The sequence below is a fragment of the Kitasatospora purpeofusca genome, from assembly GCF_000718025.1.
Taxonomy (GTDB): Bacteria; Actinomycetota; Actinomycetes; order Streptomycetales; family Streptomycetaceae; genus Kitasatospora; species Kitasatospora purpeofusca.
Genome location: NZ_JODS01000019.1, coordinates 1 through 15,550, shown reverse-complemented (window position 1 = coordinate 15,550; position 15,550 = coordinate 1). Strand labels below are relative to the sequence as shown.

Here is a 15,550-nt window from a genome sequence, read left to right as displayed (position 1 = left end):
TCAGTCCACCAGGTCACGTACCACCGCGTCGGCCAGCAAGCGGCCGCGGAGGGTGAGGGCGGCGCGGCCGGCGGCCCAGGGCTGCGGGGCGAGGAGGCCGTCGGCCAGGTGCTGGTGTGCGGCCTTCAGGCCGGTCTCCGTCAGCAGGTCCAGCGGGATGCCCTCGACCAGGCGCAGTTCCAGCAGGATCCGCTCGACCCGGCGGTCCTCGGCGGCGAGGCGTTCGCGGCCCTGGGCGGGGGTGCGGCCCTCGGCGAGGGCGCGGGCGTAGGCGGCGGGGTGCTTGGCGTTCCACCAGCGGACGCCGCCGACGTGGCTGTGCGCGCCGGGGCCGGCGCCCCACCAGTCGCCGCCGGTCCAGTACAGCTCGTTGTGGCGGCAGCGGCCCTCGGGGGTGGTGGACCAGTTGGAGACCTCGTACCAGGAGTAGCCGGCCGCGGCCAGCGCCTCCTCGGCGATCAGGTAGCGGTCGGCGTGCACGTCGTCGTCGATCATCGGCAGTTCGCCGCGGCCGACCCGGGCGGCCAGCTTGGTGCCCTCCTCGACGATCAGCGAGTAGGCGGAGACATGGTCCGGGCCGGCGCCGATCGCGGCGTCCAGGGAGGCCCGCCAGTCGTCGTCGGACTCGCCGGGGGTGCCGTAGATGAGGTCGAGGTTGACGTGCTCGAAGCCCGCCGCGCGCGCCTCGGCGACGCAGGCCTCGGGGCGGCCGGGGGTGTGGTGGCGGTCGAGCAGCTGCAGCACGTGCGGGCGGGCCGACTGCATGCCGAAGGAGATCCGGTTGTAGCCGCCCTCGCGCAGCTCCGCCAGGTACGCCGGGTCCACGGACTCCGGGTTGGCCTCGGTGGTGACCTCGGCCCCCTCGGCGAGCCCGAACTCCTCGCGGATCGCGGCGAGCATCGCCACCAGGTCGCGGGCGGGCAGCAGGGTCGGGGTGCCGCCGCCCAGGAAGACGGTGCGCACCGGCGGGGCGGCGTCGCCGAGCACCCGGCGAGCCAGCCGGACCTCGGCGACCACGTTGTCCGCGTAGGTCTCCTGGGAGGCGACCGTGCCGGAGGAGCGCAGCTCGGTGGCGGTGTAGGTGTTGAAGTCGCAGTAGCCGCAGCGGCTGGCGCAGTACGGCACGTGCAGGTAGAAGCCGAACGGCCGGGAGCCCAGCCCGTCCAGGGCGTGCGCGGGCAGGGAGCCGTCGGACGGTACCGGTTCACCGTCGGGGAGTGCGGAGGGCATGACCCCATTGTCCCGTACGGCCGGAGTGATCCCCCCGGGCCGTACGGGACAGTGTGGGACGCGGTCGGACCGGGCCGGGATCAGGCCTCGTTGGCGCCCGCGTACATCGCGGTGACCTCGTCCGCGTAGGTCCGCTCCACCACCGGGCGCTTGATCTTCAGGCTCGGGGTGAGCTCGCCGTGCTCGACGTCCAGGTCGCGCGGCAGCAGGTGGAACCTCTTGATCGTCTGCCAGCGCTGCAGCGAGCCGTTCAGCCGCCGGACGAAGCCCTCGATCAGCTCGTGGGTCCGCGGGTCGGCCGTCACCTCGGCGTAGGAGCTGCCGGCCATCCCGTGCTCGGCGGCCCACGGCATGATCACGGACTCGTCCAGGCCGATCAGCGCGGTGCAGAAGTTGCGGCCGTTGCCGATCACCAGGATGTTGCTGACGAACGGGCAGACCGCCTTGAACTTGCCCTCCACCTCGCTCGGCGCGACGTACTTGCCGCCGGAGGTCTTGAACAGGTCCTTCTTGCGGTCGGTGATCCGCAGGAAGCCGTCCGCGGACAGCTCGCCGATGTCCTCGGTGTGGAACCAGCCGTCCGACTCCAGCACCTCGGCGGTCTTCTCCGGCAGGTTGTGGTAGCCGCGCATCACACCGGGGCCGCGCAGCAGGATCTCGCCGTCCTCGGCGATCCGCACCTCGGTGCCCGGCAGCGGACGGCCCACCGTGCCGACCCGGATGTCCTCGGCCCGGTTGACGCAGGAGCCGGCGCTGGTCTCGGACAGGCCGTAGCCCTCCAGGATCGGCACGCCCGCGCCGACGAAGAAGTAGCCGATCTCGGGCGCCAGCGCGGCACTGCCGGAGACCGCCCCGCGCAGCCGGCCGCCGAACGCGGCCCGGATCTTCGAGTACACCAGCCGGTCGGCGATCGCGTGCTTCAGCCGCAGCCCCACCGGGGCGGTGCCCACCCCGGTCGCCACCCGGCTCTCCTGCACCGCGCGGGCGTGGTCGCGGGCGGTGCGCGCCGCCCACAGGAAGATCTTGTACTTGGCGCCGCCCTCGGCCCTGGCCTTGCCGGCGATGCCGTTGTAGACCTTCTCGAAGATCCGCGGCGCCGAGGCCATCACGGTCGGCCGGATCACCGGGAGGTTGTGGATGATCCGCTCCACCCGGCCGTCCAGCGCCATCACGTGCCCGGTGGCGATCTGCCCCGAGATCAGCGTCTTGCCGAACACGTGCGACAGCGGCAGCCACATGAACTGCACGTCGTCGGCGGCCAGCAGCCCGCTGGCCTCCTGGGCCCGGCCCTCGTACGCCCAGCAGTCGTGCACCAGCCGCACGCCCTTGGGGCGGCCGGTGGTGCCGGAGGTGTAGATCAGGGTCGCCAGCTGCTCCTTGTCGAGCGCGGCGATCGCCTTCTCGACCGCGTCCGGGTGCGCGGCCAGGTACTCGGTGCCGAGGCGCTCCAGCTCGGTGAAGGACAGCACCCTCAGCCGGCCGGCCTCCGGCGGCCCGTCGGGCGCGTCGAAGAGGACCACCGTCTCCAGCGCGGGCAGCCGGTCCAGCTCCGCGACCACCTTGTCCAGCTGGGCGGTGTTCTCGGCGAACATGGCCCGGGAGCCGGAGTCGGAGAGGATGAACGCGGTCTCGTCGGCGTTGGTGCTCGGGTAGACGGCCGTGGTGGCCGCGCCCGCGCACATGTTGCCGAGGTCGGCCAGGACCCACTCCAGCCGGGTGGAGGAGGCCAGCGCGACCCGGTCCTCGGCCTCGATGCCCAGCGACAGCAGCCCCGCCGCCACCGCGTACACCCGGGTCGCGGACTGCGCCCAGGTCAGCGACCGCCACTGCTCGGCGCCGGGGGTGCTGTCCGCCGCGTGCTCGTCCACCGGGACCGGGTAGCGGTAGGCCTCACCGCCGGGGGTCAGCGCGACCCGCTCCTGGAACAGGTGGGCGACGGAGGTGGGACGCCCGGCGACCAGGTCGGGACGGCCGGAGTCGATCAGGGACTGCGCGGAACTCAACGAGGACCTCCGGGGGCGGGTGGCCGTCCGATGGACGTGGAGGGACGGGGTCTGCGGCTGGGACCGGCACCGCGGACGGGACGCGCGGCGGCCGTGGGGGCGGTCGCCGGCCCGCCTGACGCAAACCGGGCCGGTACCAGTGAGTAACAAGAGGGCTGTCAGCAGCCTAGGGGGAAACCGGTCATTCCGTAAGAGGGCGGACCGAGCTGGCACCCTCCCGAACCATCGGTGCACGGCACCACCCCGCCGCCCGGAACGTTCGGCAAAGAGCCGGACAAAGATCCGGCTCGCTTGCCCGGAATCGGCTGTACGAGCCCTCCGAACAACGAGAATTGGGATGCCAAAGACGCCGCCGACGACAAGAGTGAGCCAGTGCTGATCAGACTGCTAAGGGCGTACCTCCGCCCCTATTCCCGACCGATCACCCTGCTGGTGCTGCTCCAGCTGGTGTCCACCCTCGGGCTGCTCTACCTGCCCACACTCAACGCCGACATCATCGACAGCGGCGTGATCAAGGGGGACACCGGCTACATCCTGCAGGTGGGCGCCGTGATGATCGGCGTCACCGTCCTCCAGACCCTCTGCTCGATCTGCGCCGTCTACTACGGGGCGCGCACCGCCATGGCCGTCGGCCGCGACATCCGCGCCGCCGTCTTCGACCGCGTCCAGGGCTTCTCCGCCCGCGAGGTCGGCCAGTTCGGCGCCCCGTCCCTCATCACCCGCACCACCAACGACGTCCAGCAGGTCCAGATGCTGGTGCTGATGTCGTTCACCATGATGGTCGCGGCGCCGATCATGTGCGTCGGCGGCATCATCATGGCCCTCAACCAGGACGTGCCGCTCTCCGGCCTGCTGCTGGCCGTCGTCCCCGCCCTCGCCGTCGTGGTCGCCGTGCTCGTGCGCCAGCTCCGCCCGCGCTTCCGCAGCATGCAGGACAAGATCGACACCGTGAACCGGGTGCTGCGCGAGCAGATCACCGGCATCCGGGTCATCCGCGCCTTCGTCAAGGACGACCACGAGCAGAACCGGTTCGCCGACGCCAACGAGGACCTCACCGGCGTCTCGCTGCAGGTCGGCAAGCTGATGGCCTACCTGTTCCCGAGCGTGATGCTGGTCGTCAACATCTCCAGCGTCGCCGTCCTGTGGTTCGGCGCCCACCGGATCAACAGCGGCGACATGGAGATCGGCGCACTCACCGCGTTCCTCTCCTACCTGCTGCAGATCCTGATGAGCGTCATGATGGCCACCTTCATGTTCATGATGGTGCCGCGCGCCGAGGTCTGCGCCGAACGCATCCAGGAGGTGCTCGGCACCGAGTCCAGCGTCGTCCCGCCCACCGACCCCGTCACCGAGGTGCTGCGCCGCGGCCACCTCGAACTGCGGGAGGTCGAGTTCCGCTACCCCGGCGCCGAGGCCTCCGTCCTGCGCGGCATCGACATCACCGCCCGCCCCGGCGAGACCACCGCCGTCATCGGCTCCACCGGCAGCGGCAAGTCCACCCTGCTCGGCCTCGTCCCCCGGCTCTTCGACGTCAGCTCCGGCCAGGTCCTGCTCGGCGGCGTCGACGTCCGGCAACTCGACCCCGGCGCCGTCTCGGACAGCGTCGGACTCGTCCCGCAGAAGCCCTACCTGTTCTCCGGCACCGTCGCCAGCAACCTCCGCTACGGCCGGCCCGACGCCACCGACGAGGAGCTCTGGCACGCGCTGGAGATCGCCCAGGCCAAGGAGTTCGTCGAGAAGTTCCCCGAGGGCCTGGACGCGCCCATCGCCCAGGGCGGCGGGAACGTCTCCGGCGGCCAGCGCCAGCGCCTGGCCATCGCCCGCACCCTGGTGCGCCGGCCCGACATCTACCTCTTCGACGACTCCTTCTCCGCGCTCGACTACGCCACCGACGCCAAGCTGCGCAAGGCGCTCGCCCGCGAGACCACCGAGGCGACCGTCGTGATCGTCGCCCAGCGCGTCTCCACCATCCGCGACGCCGACCGGATCATCGTCCTCGACGAGGGCGCCGTGGTCGGCACCGGCACCCACGGCGAGCTCATGGCCGGCAACCCGACGTACCGGGAGATCGTGCTCTCCCAGCTCACCGAGCAGGAGGCGGCGTGACCAGCCCCGACAGGCCCGCACCCGGGTCCGACAAAGCACCCGGACGGCCGGACTTCGCCAAGGCACCGGGTGGACGGCCGGACTTCGCCAAGGCACCGGGCGGACCCGGTGGACGTCCGGGCGGCCCCGGCGGACCGGGCGGACCGGGCGCGCCGGTCGGTGACTCCCAGTCCGCCGCCGCCCGCCGCGGCCCCGCCGGCCCCGGCCGCTTCATGGGCGGTCAGGGCGCCGAGAAGTCCATGGACTTCAAGACCTCCGGCAAGCGGCTGCTCAAACTGCTCCGCCCCGAACGCGCCCTGATCGCCGGCGTCCTCGGCCTCGGCGTCCTCAGCATCGGCGCCGCCATCGTCGGCCCCAAGATCCTCGGCCACGCCACCGACCTCATCTTCGCCGGCGTCGTCAGCAGCCGCTTCCCGGCCGGCTCCTCCAAGCAGCAGATCGTCGACGCCATGCGCGCCCGCGGCGACGGCGACCTCGCCAACCTGATCTCCTCGGTCGACTTCACCCCCGGCCAGGGCATGGACTTCGGCGCCATCGGCAGCATCCTGCTCTGGGTCCTCGCCATCTACGTCGCCTCCGCCGTCTTCGGCGTCGTCCAGGGCCGCCTCGCCGCCCGCGCCATCCAGCGCGTCGGCTACCGGCTGCGCCAGGACACCGAGGCCAAGCTCGCCCGGCTGCCGCTCAGCTACTTCGACAAGCAGCCCCGCGGCGAGGTCCTCAGCCGGGTCACCAACGACATCGACAACATCAGCCAGACCATGCAGCAGACCACCGGCCAGGTGATCAACTCCCTGCTCACCGTGGTCGGCGTACTCGCCATGATGTTCTGGATCTCCTGGCTGCTCGCCCTGATCGCGCTGATCGCCGTCCCGCTGTCCGTCGTCGTCGCCACCCGGGTCGGCAAGCGCGCCCAGCCCCAGTTCGTCCAGCAGTGGCGCTCCACCGGGCAGCTCAACGCGCACATCGAGGAGATGTACACCGGCCACTCCCTGGTCAAGGTCTTCGGCCGGCAGAAGGAGTCCGCAGCCACCTTCCGCGAGCACAACGAGGCCCTCTACGCCTCCAGCTTCAAGGCCCAGTTCATCTCCGGCATCATCCAGCCCGCGATGATGCTCATCGGCAACCTCCAGTACGTGCTCATCGCCGTCGTCGGCGGCCTGCGGGTGGCCAGCGGCGCCCTCTCCATCGGCGACGTCCAGGCCTTCATCCAGTACTCCCGGCAGTTCAGCCAGCCGCTCACCCAGGTCGCCAGCATGGCCAACCTGGTGCAGTCCGGCGTCGCCTCCGCCGAACGCGTCTTCGAACTCCTCGACTCGGCCGAGCAGACCCCCGAACCGGCCATGCCGGAACGCCCCGACACCCTGCGCGGCCGGGTGGTCTTCCAGGACGTCGCGTTCCGCTACGACCCCGACAAGCCGCTCATCGACGACCTCTCGCTCAAGGTCGAACCCGGCCAGACCGTCGCCATCGTCGGCCCCACCGGCGCCGGCAAGACCACCATGGTCAACCTGCTGATGCGGTTCTACGAGGTCAGCGCCGGGCGGATCACCCTCGACGGCGTCGACATCGCCGCCATGTCCCGCGAGGACCTGCGCTCCGGGATCGGCATGGTCCTCCAGGACACCTGGCTGTTCGGCGGCAGCATCGCCGACAACATCGCCTACGGCGCCGACGGCGCCACCCGCGAGCAGGTGATCGAGGCCGCCCGGGCCGCCCACGTCGACCGCTTCGTCCGCACCCTGCCGGACGGCTACGACACGGTCATCGACGACGAGGGCACCGGCGTCAGCGCCGGCGAGAAGCAGCTCATCACCATCGCCCGCGCCTTCCTCGCCCAGCCGTCGATCCTGGTCCTCGACGAGGCCACCAGCTCCGTCGACACCCGCACCGAGGTGCTCATCCAGCGGGCCATGGCCCGGCTGCGCACCGGCCGCACCAGCTTCGTCATCGCGCACCGGCTCTCCACCATCCGGGACGCCGACGTGATCCTGGTGATGGAGAACGGCTCCATCGTCGAGCAGGGCGGCCACGACGAGCTGATCGCCGCCGACGGGGCCTACGCCCGGCTCTACCAGGCGCAGTTCGCCGAGGCGGTCGCCGAGGTCGAGTAGCCCCCGGGCGCGGTCGCGCGCCTTCCCCGCCCACCTCCCGGTGAGCCTCCCGGCGAACCCGGGGCGGCCGGCCCGACAGCCGGTCGCCCCGGGTTCCCGCACGTCCGGGGCCGTCCCACCCTGCCCCGCCGGGGGGCGGGACGCTACCGTAGGGCCGTGAGTGACGAACCGTCGGCGGCCACCGCCGCGCCCAGCACCGGCAGCGGCAGCGGTGGCACCGGCAGCGCCCGGGCCACCACCGGCAGCACCGACGCCACGACCGGCGGCACCGCCCCGGACGCCTTCGAGGCCAACCGGCGCTACCTCGGCTCCGTCGCCTACCGGATGCTCGGCTCCTTCACCGACGCCGAGGACGTCCTCCAGGAGGCCTGGCTGCGCTGGCGCGCCGCCGACCGCGCCGCCGTCGCCGACCCCCGCGCCTTCCTCACCACCGTCGTCACCCGCCTCTGCTACGACCAGCTCGGTTCCGCCCGGGCCCGCCGCGAGTCCTACTTCGGCGAATGGCTGCCCGAACCGTCCGTCTCCTACCAGAGCGGCCCCGCCTCCCCCGCCGAGCTCGCCGAACTCGGCGAATCCGTCTCGCTGGCCCTGCTCGCCGTCCTCGAACAGCTCACCCCCGCCGAACGCGCCGCCTTCGTGCTGCACGACGTCTTCGCCGTCGGCTTCGACGAGATCGCCGCCTCCCTCGACCGCAGCCCCGACGCCGCCCGCCAGCTCGCCTCCCGCGCCCGCCGCCGGGTCAAGGACGGCGGCCGCCGGGCCACCGCCGACCCCGCCGAGCACCGGCAGGCCGTCGAGGCGTTCGCCGCCGCCACCGCCCGCGGCGACATCGAGGGCCTGCTCGCCGTCCTCGACCCCGAGGTGGTCTGGCACTCCGACGGCGGCGGCCTCGTCACCGCCGGCGCCCGCCCGGTCTTCGGTGCGGAGAAGGTCTCCCGGCTCGTCGCCGGCATGGTCACCAAGTGGGGCACCCCCGACACCGTCATCGAGTTCGCCCTGGTCAACGGCGAACCCGGCCTGGTCTGGTACCAGCAGCCGGGCCTGGTCGGCGGCGTGGTCGGCTTCACCGTCGCCGACGGCCGGATCACCTCCGCCTACACCGTGGTCAACCCGGAGAAGCTCACCCACCTCAACCCCGCCACCACCCCGCCGGCGGTGTGACGCGGGTCACCGTCACACTCCGACCGGCTCCGTCGTCCCCCTTCCGAACACGCGGAGAGCGCTCCCCGGCCACCCCGGGGGCGCCGGAAGAGGACGCCGCCGACGGCGCCACGAAGGAGCGGGACGACATGACCGAGAAGCAGATCGTCGTACTGGGCGCCGGCTACGCGGGCCTCGCCGCCGCCACCCGTGCCGGCAAGCGCGGGCAGGTCACCCTGATCGCCCCCGAGCAGCGGATCCTGCACCGCATCCGGCAGCACGAGACCGCCGCCGGGCACCCCGAGCACCGGCCCGCCCTCGCCGAGGTGCTGCGCGGACGCGCCGTCCGCCACATCGCCGCCCGCGCCACCGGGATCGACCTCGCCGGCCGCAAGATCACCCTCGACAACGGCGAGGTCGTCGCCTACGACACCCTGGTCCACGCCCTCGGCAGCCGCACTGCCTGGCACGACGTCCCCGGCGCCGCCGAGCACGCCTACGCCGCCGAACACGCCGCCGGGATCGCCGAACGGCTGCGCACCGCCGACCGCCCCGGCACCGTCGCCGTGGTCGGCGGCGGCGCCACCGGCATCGAACTGGCCGCCGAACTCGCCGAGGCCCACCCCGACTGGACCGTGCGGATCGTCGCCGCCGAGCAGGTCGGCGGCTGGTTCTCGGCCAAGGGCCGCGGCCACGTCCACCGGGTGCTGCGCGGACTCGGCGTCGCGATCCACGAGCAGACCGCCGTCACCGCCGTCGACGCCGAGGGCCTCACCACCGCCGGCGGCCGGATCCCCGCCGACCTGGTCGTCTGGGCCGCCTCGATGGAACCGCACCCGCTCGCTGCCGAGGCCGGCCTCGCCGTCACCCCGGCCGGCCGGGCGATCGTCGACGACCACCTGCGGTCGGTCTCGCACCCCGAGGTGCACGTGATCGGCGACGCCGCCGAGGTCACCGTCCCCGGCACCGGCACCCTGCGGATGGGCTGCGCCACCGCCCTGCCGCAGGGCCAGTACCTCGGCAAGCTGCTCGCCGGGCGCACCGACAAGCCGTTCGCCTTCCGCTACCTCGTGCAGTGCCTGAGCCTCGGGCGGCGCGACGGGCTGGTCCAGCTGATCCACGGCGACGACTCGATGCGACCCACCGCGCTCACCGGCCGGACCGGGCGGCTGATCAAGGCCGCGATCCTGAAGAGCGTCGTCATGTCGCTGCGCTGAAGCACACGTGAGGGGCCCGGGACACGCATCGTGTCCCGGGCCCCTCACGGTGGAGGGCGAGCGGCCGGGGTCCTCCCCGACCGCCTTCCGCCCTCGGTTACTTCTTCGGTTACTTCTTCTCGCCCTTGGGGGTCTCGGCGTCGGTGGACAGCGCGGCGATGAAGGCCTCCTGCGGGACCTCCACGCGGCCGACCATCTTCATCCGCTTCTTGCCCTCCTTCTGCTTCTCCAGCAGCTTCCGCTTACGGGAGATGTCACCGCCGTAGCACTTGGCGAGGACGTCCTTGCGGATGGCGCGGACGGTCTCACGGGCAATCACCCGGGAGCCGATCGCGGCCTGGATCGGCACCTCGAACTGCTGGCGCGGGATCAGCTTCTGCAGCTTGCCGGCCATCATCACGCCGTAGCCGTAGGCCTTGTCCTTGTGCACGATCGCGGAGAACGCGTCCACCGCGTCGCCGTGCAGCAGGATGTCGACCTTGACCAGGTCGGCGGTCTGCTCGCCGATGGGCTCGTAGTCGAGCGAGGCGTAGCCGCGGGTCTTGGACTTCAGCTGGTCGAAGAAGTCGAAGACGATCTCCGCGAGCGGAAGGGTGTAGCGCAGCTCGACCCGGTCCTCGGACAGGTAGTCCATGCCCTGGAGGTTGCCGCGGCGGGACTGGCACAGCTCCATGATCGCGCCGACGAACTCGTTCGGCGCCAGGATGGTGCCGCGCACGACCGGCTCGTACACCTCGGCGATCTTGCCGACCGGGAACTCGCTCGGGTTGGTGACGGTGTGCTCGGAGCCGTCCTCCATGATCACCCGGTAGACCACGTTCGGGGCGGTGGAGATGAGGTCGAGGTTGAACTCGCGCTCCAGGCGCTCCCGGATGATCTCCAGGTGCAGCAGGCCGAGGAAGCCGCAGCGGTAGCCGAAGCCGAGCGCGACCGAGGTCTCCGGCTCGTACACCAGCGCCGCGTCGTTCAGCCGCAGCTTGTCCAGGGCGTCGCGCAGCAGCGGGTAGTCCGAGCCGTCCAGCGGGTACAGGCCCGAGAACACCATCGGACGCGGGTCCTTGTAGCCGCCGAGCGCCTCGGTGGCACCCTTGTGCATCGACGTGATGGTGTCACCGACCTTGGACTGCCGGACGTCCTTCACACCGGTGATGATGTAGCCCACCTCACCGACGCCCAGGCCGTCGGCGACCTTCGGCTCCGGCGAGATGACGCCGATCTCCAGCAGCTCGTGGGTGGCGCCGGTGGACATCATCGCGATGCGCTCGCGCTTGGTCAGCTGACCGTCCACGACACGGACGTAGGTGACCACGCCGCGGTAGGAGTCGTACACCGAGTCGAAGATCATCGCGCGGGCCGGGGCGTCCTTGACGCCGACCGGGGCCGGGACGGTGTTGACGATGTGGTCCAGCAGGTCCTCGACACCGAGACCGGTCTTGGCACTGACCTGAAGCACATCGGACGGGTCGCAGCCGATGATGTGGGCGATCTCCGCGGCGTACTTCTCCGGCTGCGCGGCCGGCAGGTCGATCTTGTTCAGCACCGGGACGATCGTGAGGTCGTTCTCCAGCGCCAGGTACAGGTTGGCGAGGGTCTGCGCCTCGATGCCCTGGGCCGCGTCGACGACCAGGACGGTGCCCTCGCAGGCCGCGAGGGAACGCGACACCTCGTACGTGAAGTCCACGTGGCCCGGGGTGTCGATCATGTTGAGGATGTGCGTGTTCCCGGCGTGGGGACCGGTCCTCGGCGCCCACGGGAGACGGACGGCCTGCGACTTGATCGTGATGCCGCGCTCGCGCTCGATGTCCATGCGGTCGAGGTACTGGGCGCGCATCTGCCGCGGGTCGACCACACCGGTGATCTGCAGCATCCGGTCGGCGAGGGTCGACTTGCCGTGGTCGATGTGGGCGATGATGCAGAAGTTGCGGATCAGCGCCGGGTCGGTACGGCTGGGCTCTGGCACATTGCTGGGGGTCGCGGGCACCTTGGTCCGATTCTCCGTTGGTCCGGGGGCCGGGGGTGTCCGGATCATCGCTGACCGGCTTCCCGGGCGACCGGACGGTCGTCCGATCGAGATAGTTCCTCCCATCTTCCCACCTCCCGCGGGCGGACCGCGCGCCACCCGTCCGCTTCGGGCCGCCCGGGGGCCCCGAAGCGGGCTGTCGCGAGGGGTCCCCGGGGCCCGCGGGACGGCTCCCGCGGTCGAGGTCGCACGGCAGGATGGCGAGCCATGATCCTCGAAAGCGCCCTGCTCGACGTGCTGCCCGGCCAGGAGGAGGAATTCCTCGCCGCCTTCACCGAGGCCCGCCCCCTGATCGCCGGCCGGCCCGGCTTCCGCTCGCTGGCCCTGCGCCGCTGCCTGGACGAGGGGCGCGGCTCCCGGTTCCTGCTCCAGGTGGAGTGGGAGAACCTCACCGACCACACCGAGGGATTCCGCCGCTCCCCCGAGTACCAGCGGTGGCGTGCGCTGCTGCACCACTTCTACCGGCCGTTCCCCGAGGTCGAGCACTACGGCGAGCCGCTGCTGCGGGCCTGACCGGCACCGGGCGCCCGGCGCGCCTCCACCGGGCGCCCAGCGCGCGCCCGCGCCGTGCCCGCGCCGTGCCCGCCCGGTTTGGGCCGGGCCCGTCGGCCCTGGTAGCGTTGGCCGCTGCACCTGGCCCCGGCATGCCCTCTCAGCTGCTCCAAGGGTCGCTGGTGCAAACCTCCCCAGCCTCCGGCCGGGGAACCCCCAGAACCGATTTCACAGACTGAGGCACTTTCGTGGCGAACATCAAGTCCCAGATCAAGCGCAACAAGACCAACGAGAAGGCGCGCCTGCGCAACAAGGCCGTCAAGTCCTCGCTGAAGACCGCTCTGCGCAAGGCCCGCGAGGCCGCTGCCGCCGGCGAGACCGAGAAGGCCACCGAGCTGGCCCGCGCCGCCTCCAAGGCGCTGGACAAGGCCGTGAGCAAGGGCGTCATCCACGCCAACCAGGCCGCCAACAAGAAGTCGGCCATCACCAAGCGCGTCAACACCGCCGTCCAGGCCTGACGCCTCGGGGCCGCACGACGGCCCCACCCCTCGGGACGCCCGGCCCTCTACCCGGAACCCCCGAGGCGCACAACAGACTTCGCACCGCACGCGGCCTGCGTTCGCCACGCGGGTGCGGTGCACAGGGATTGACCGGAAGTACCTGCCCGCAGGACTTCCCACCACTGCCCGCCCGGTACACACCGGGCGGGCAGTCGGCGTTTCCGGGCCCCGGGCCGGCGGCCGGGCCGGGGCGGGAACCGGGTCGGCCCGGCGGCCGTCGCTTTCCTCGAACGGTCGCCCGGCCCGGCCGATAGGGTCGGGGCTCCGGCACCCACGTCGCAGGCCCGAGGGGGGCACACATTGGGGACACCGCCGCCGTCATCACCGTCACCGGCACCGTCGCCGCAGAACGGACCCGGCTTCGCCGGCTTCCCGCAGCAGCCACCGGTACCGAACAGCCCGCCCGGCTTCGGGCCGCCGCCCGGCCTCCCCAGCGCGCCCGGCGCACCGGGCGGACCGGGAACACCCACGGTGCCCGGCTCGGCGGTGGTGGGCGGCGCCCCCGCCCCGGGCGGCCGCCGGAGCGGCGGACTTCGGCGCAACGCGACCTGGGCGTTCGTCGGCGCGATCCTCGCCTCGGCCGTCTGGACCGGCACCGTGCTCGCGGTGCCCGGTCTGGTCGACGGCGGGTCCGCGGCGAAGAGCCTCCGCAGCTACCACGCGGTCGACCGGATCTGCGACGCCGGCAAGCTCACCGCGTTCCGCGGCAAGTACAAGATGGTGGACAACTACCCGCTGGAACACGTCGGCCGCACCGACTCCATGGACGTCATGCGCTGCTACGCGCTGATGAAGCGCACCCCGTCCGACAGCGAGACCACCGACTACGCCACCCTCGACATCCGGGCCGAACTGCACCGGGCCGTCGACTCCGCCCCGGAGTTCACCGCCCTGCGACAGTACTTCGAGCAGCAGAAGTACGAGATCACCCCCGTACCGGGCCTCGGCGAGGAGGCCTACCTCGCCTACGGTGACGAACCGACCAGCTCGGACAAGACCTTCCACGACATCAACTACTACCTGCAGGTCCGCGACGGCGGTATGACGTACTCGCTGTACTGGACGGACAACTACCAGGTCGGCAAGAACCACACCCTGGACCGGGAGACCGTGCGCAAGGCCATGCTCGACGACACCCGGGACATGCTCAAGGCGATCGGCGGCCCGTAGCCCCGGAGCGGGCTCAGTACGAGGGCTGCCGGGAACCGGCCCTGGCGGCCCTCGCCACGGCGACCACGGCACGCTCCAGGGCGAAGGCCGGGTCGTCGGAGCCGCCCTTGACGGCGGCGTCCGCCTGCGCGATCGCCGTCAGCGCCACGGCCACGCCGTCGCCCGTCCAGCCGCGCATCTGCTGGCGGACCCGCTCCACCTTCCACGGCGGCATGCCCAGCTCGCGGGCGAGGTCCCCCGGGCGCATGTTCCGCCCGGCCGTCGCCAGCCGCCCGATGCTCCGCACGCCGGACGCCAGCGCGTAGGTGATGCCGGTCGGCGGCTGGCCGACCGCCAGGGCCCAGCGCAGGCGCTCCAGCGCCTCGGCGGCCCGGCCGGTGACCGCCAGGTCCGCGACCTCGAAGCCGGTGGCCTCGGCCCGGCCGCTGTAGTAGCGGGCGACCACGGTCTCGTCGATGGTGCCCTCGACGTCGGAGGTCAGCTGGTTGCAGGCGGCCGCCAGCTCGCGCAGGTCGCTGCCGAGCGCGTCCAGCAGGGTCTGGCAGGCCTCCGGCGTCGCCGAGCGGCCGAGGGTCCGGAACTCGCCCTTCACGAAGGCCAGCCGCTCGCTCGCCTTGGCGAGCTTCGCGCAGGCCACCTCGCGGCCGCCGGCCTTGCGGCCCGCGTCCAGTAGGCCCTTGCCCTTGGCGCCGCCCGCGTGCACCAGGACCATGATCACTTCTTCGGCGGGGGCCTCGATGTACGCCTTGACCTCCTTGACGGAGTCGGCGGAGAGGTCCTGCGCGGCCCTGACCACGATGACCTTGCGCTCGGCGAAGAGCGAGGGAGTGGTGAGCTCGGCCAGGCTGCCGGGCTGCAGGCCACCGGGCGGGATGTCCCGCACATCGGTGTCCGGGTCGGCGGCCTTCGCCGCGGCCACCACCTGGGCCACCGCGCGGTCCAGCAGCAGCTCCTCCTGGCCGACCGCGAGGGTCAGCGGGGCGAGCAGGTCGTCGGGTGCACTCTTCCTGGCCATCGCCTACCAGCATCCCACGGGGCACGGACAGCTCCGGCCGCCCTGGAGAATGGACGGGTGACCGAAGACCCCACCACCGACCCCACCACCGAGTCCGTCGCCGCGTCCGTCTCCGAGGCAGCCGACCTGCCGGACGACTTCGACCCGCACGCCCGGCAACTGCTCGTCCTGCCCGACCGCGATGCCGCCGAGGAGGCCGCCGAGGAGCTCGGCGCGGACCACCCCGACCTCGCCGAGCCGGAGATCGTCCGGGACGCCCTCGCCGGGGAGGACGACGCCGAGGACGCCCAGTGGCTGGTGGTCGTGGAACCCCCCGAGCACGGCTGGACCCCGGCTCTCCTCCACGCCCTCGACACCGTCGCCGCCTCCCACGACGGCTGGCGCGAGCAGCACTGACAGTGATGATGTACGTGGTGACGCTGCTGGCGGGTCTGACCCGAGCACTGACTGACGTTTCGACTGTCCTGTTTGGGATTTGTCGGCCCG

General features: G+C 72.1%; 12 protein-coding genes. 8 read left to right on the top strand and 4 right to left on the bottom strand.

Annotated elements, in window-relative coordinates:
* Together hemW and IF01_RS0124905 are read right to left on the bottom strand one after the other, a co-directional pair.
* Positions 1-1,230 carry a radical SAM family heme chaperone HemW gene (hemW, locus tag IF01_RS0124910; RefSeq protein WP_030395764.1) on the bottom strand — a complete coding sequence of 410 codons (1,230 nt, stop codon included), beginning with the start codon at positions 1,228-1,230 and terminating at the stop codon, positions 1-3.
* A gap of 80 nt (positions 1,231-1,310) precedes the next feature.
* A complete protein-coding gene (locus IF01_RS0124905) occupies positions 1,311-3,233 on the bottom strand; it encodes an AMP-dependent synthetase/ligase (protein ID WP_030395763.1) in 1,923 nt (640 codons plus the stop codon).
* A gap of 372 nt (positions 3,234-3,605) precedes the next feature.
* Between IF01_RS0124905 and IF01_RS0124900 the strand changes: the two genes are divergently transcribed.
* The 4 genes from IF01_RS0124900 (at position 3,606) to IF01_RS0124885 (ending at position 9,807) form a co-directional block, all read left to right on the top strand.
* Complete coding sequence (locus IF01_RS0124900; protein WP_030395762.1) at positions 3,606-5,339, top strand: ABC transporter ATP-binding protein; 1,734 nt, start codon at positions 3,606-3,608, stop codon at positions 5,337-5,339.
* Positions 5,340-5,551: 212 nt separating this feature from the next.
* Entirely contained in the window at positions 5,552-7,450 is a 1,899-nt protein-coding gene (locus IF01_RS0124895; protein ID WP_051756193.1) for an ABC transporter ATP-binding protein, read from the top strand.
* A gap of 156 nt (positions 7,451-7,606) precedes the next feature.
* Positions 7,607-8,611: an RNA polymerase sigma factor SigJ gene (gene sigJ / locus IF01_RS0124890; protein WP_078880278.1), complete on the top strand. Its 1,005-nt coding sequence runs from the start codon at positions 7,607-7,609 to the stop codon at positions 8,609-8,611.
* A gap of 128 nt (positions 8,612-8,739) precedes the next feature.
* The gene (locus IF01_RS0124885; protein ID WP_030395759.1) at positions 8,740-9,807 is read left to right on the top strand and encodes an NAD(P)/FAD-dependent oxidoreductase; all 1,068 of its coding nucleotides are present in this window, start codon (positions 8,740-8,742) and stop codon (positions 9,805-9,807) included.
* 109 nt (positions 9,808-9,916) lie between these two features.
* Here IF01_RS0124885 and lepA read toward each other — a convergent pair whose 3' ends face one another.
* Positions 9,917-11,788 (bottom strand): translation elongation factor 4, encoded by a 1,872-nt coding sequence (gene lepA / locus IF01_RS0124880; RefSeq protein ID WP_078880277.1) that lies wholly within the window; start codon positions 11,786-11,788, stop codon positions 9,917-9,919.
* Between the two features lie 246 nt (positions 11,789-12,034).
* Between lepA and IF01_RS0124875 the strand changes: the two genes are divergently transcribed.
* From IF01_RS0124875 to IF01_RS0124865, 3 genes are all read left to right on the top strand, one after another.
* Positions 12,035-12,340 (top strand): antibiotic biosynthesis monooxygenase family protein, encoded by a 306-nt coding sequence (locus IF01_RS0124875; protein ID WP_030395757.1) that lies wholly within the window; start codon positions 12,035-12,037, stop codon positions 12,338-12,340.
* Positions 12,341-12,567: 227 nt separating this feature from the next.
* Positions 12,568-12,837: a 30S ribosomal protein S20 gene (rpsT, locus tag IF01_RS0124870; protein ID WP_030309778.1), complete on the top strand. Its 270-nt coding sequence runs from the start codon at positions 12,568-12,570 to the stop codon at positions 12,835-12,837.
* A 513-nt stretch (positions 12,838-13,350) separates the two neighbouring features.
* Complete coding sequence (locus IF01_RS0124865; RefSeq protein ID WP_030395756.1) at positions 13,351-14,049, top strand: hypothetical protein; 699 nt, start codon at positions 13,351-13,353, stop codon at positions 14,047-14,049.
* Positions 14,050-14,062: 13 nt separating this feature from the next.
* On the opposite strand, the gene holA is transcribed toward IF01_RS0124865, so the two are convergent.
* A complete protein-coding gene (gene holA / locus IF01_RS0124860) occupies positions 14,063-15,064 on the bottom strand; it encodes a DNA polymerase III subunit delta (RefSeq protein ID WP_030395755.1) in 1,002 nt (333 codons plus the stop codon).
* 159 nt (positions 15,065-15,223) lie between these two features.
* On the opposite strand from holA, the gene IF01_RS0124855 reads away from it, so the two are divergent.
* Entirely contained in the window at positions 15,224-15,460 is a 237-nt protein-coding gene (locus IF01_RS0124855) for a hypothetical protein (RefSeq protein WP_199523330.1), read from the top strand.
* Positions 15,461-15,550 lie beyond the last annotated feature (90 nt).

Excerpts from the sequence above, each read along its gene's own strand:
- hemW (WP_030395764.1), bottom strand. The coding sequence starts at position 1,230 with ATGCCCTCCGCACTCCCCGACGGTGAACCGGTACCGTCCGACGGCTCC.
- IF01_RS0124895 (WP_051756193.1), top strand. The coding sequence starts at position 5,552 with ATGGGCGGTCAGGGCGCCGAGAAGTCCATGGACTTCAAGACCTCCGGC.
- IF01_RS0124885 (WP_030395759.1), top strand. The coding sequence starts at position 8,740 with ATGACCGAGAAGCAGATCGTCGTACTGGGCGCCGGCTACGCGGGCCTC.
- IF01_RS0124875 (WP_030395757.1), top strand. The coding sequence starts at position 12,035 with ATGATCCTCGAAAGCGCCCTGCTCGACGTGCTGCCCGGCCAGGAGGAG.
- holA (WP_030395755.1), bottom strand. The coding sequence starts at position 15,064 with ATGGCCAGGAAGAGTGCACCCGACGACCTGCTCGCCCCGCTGACCCTC.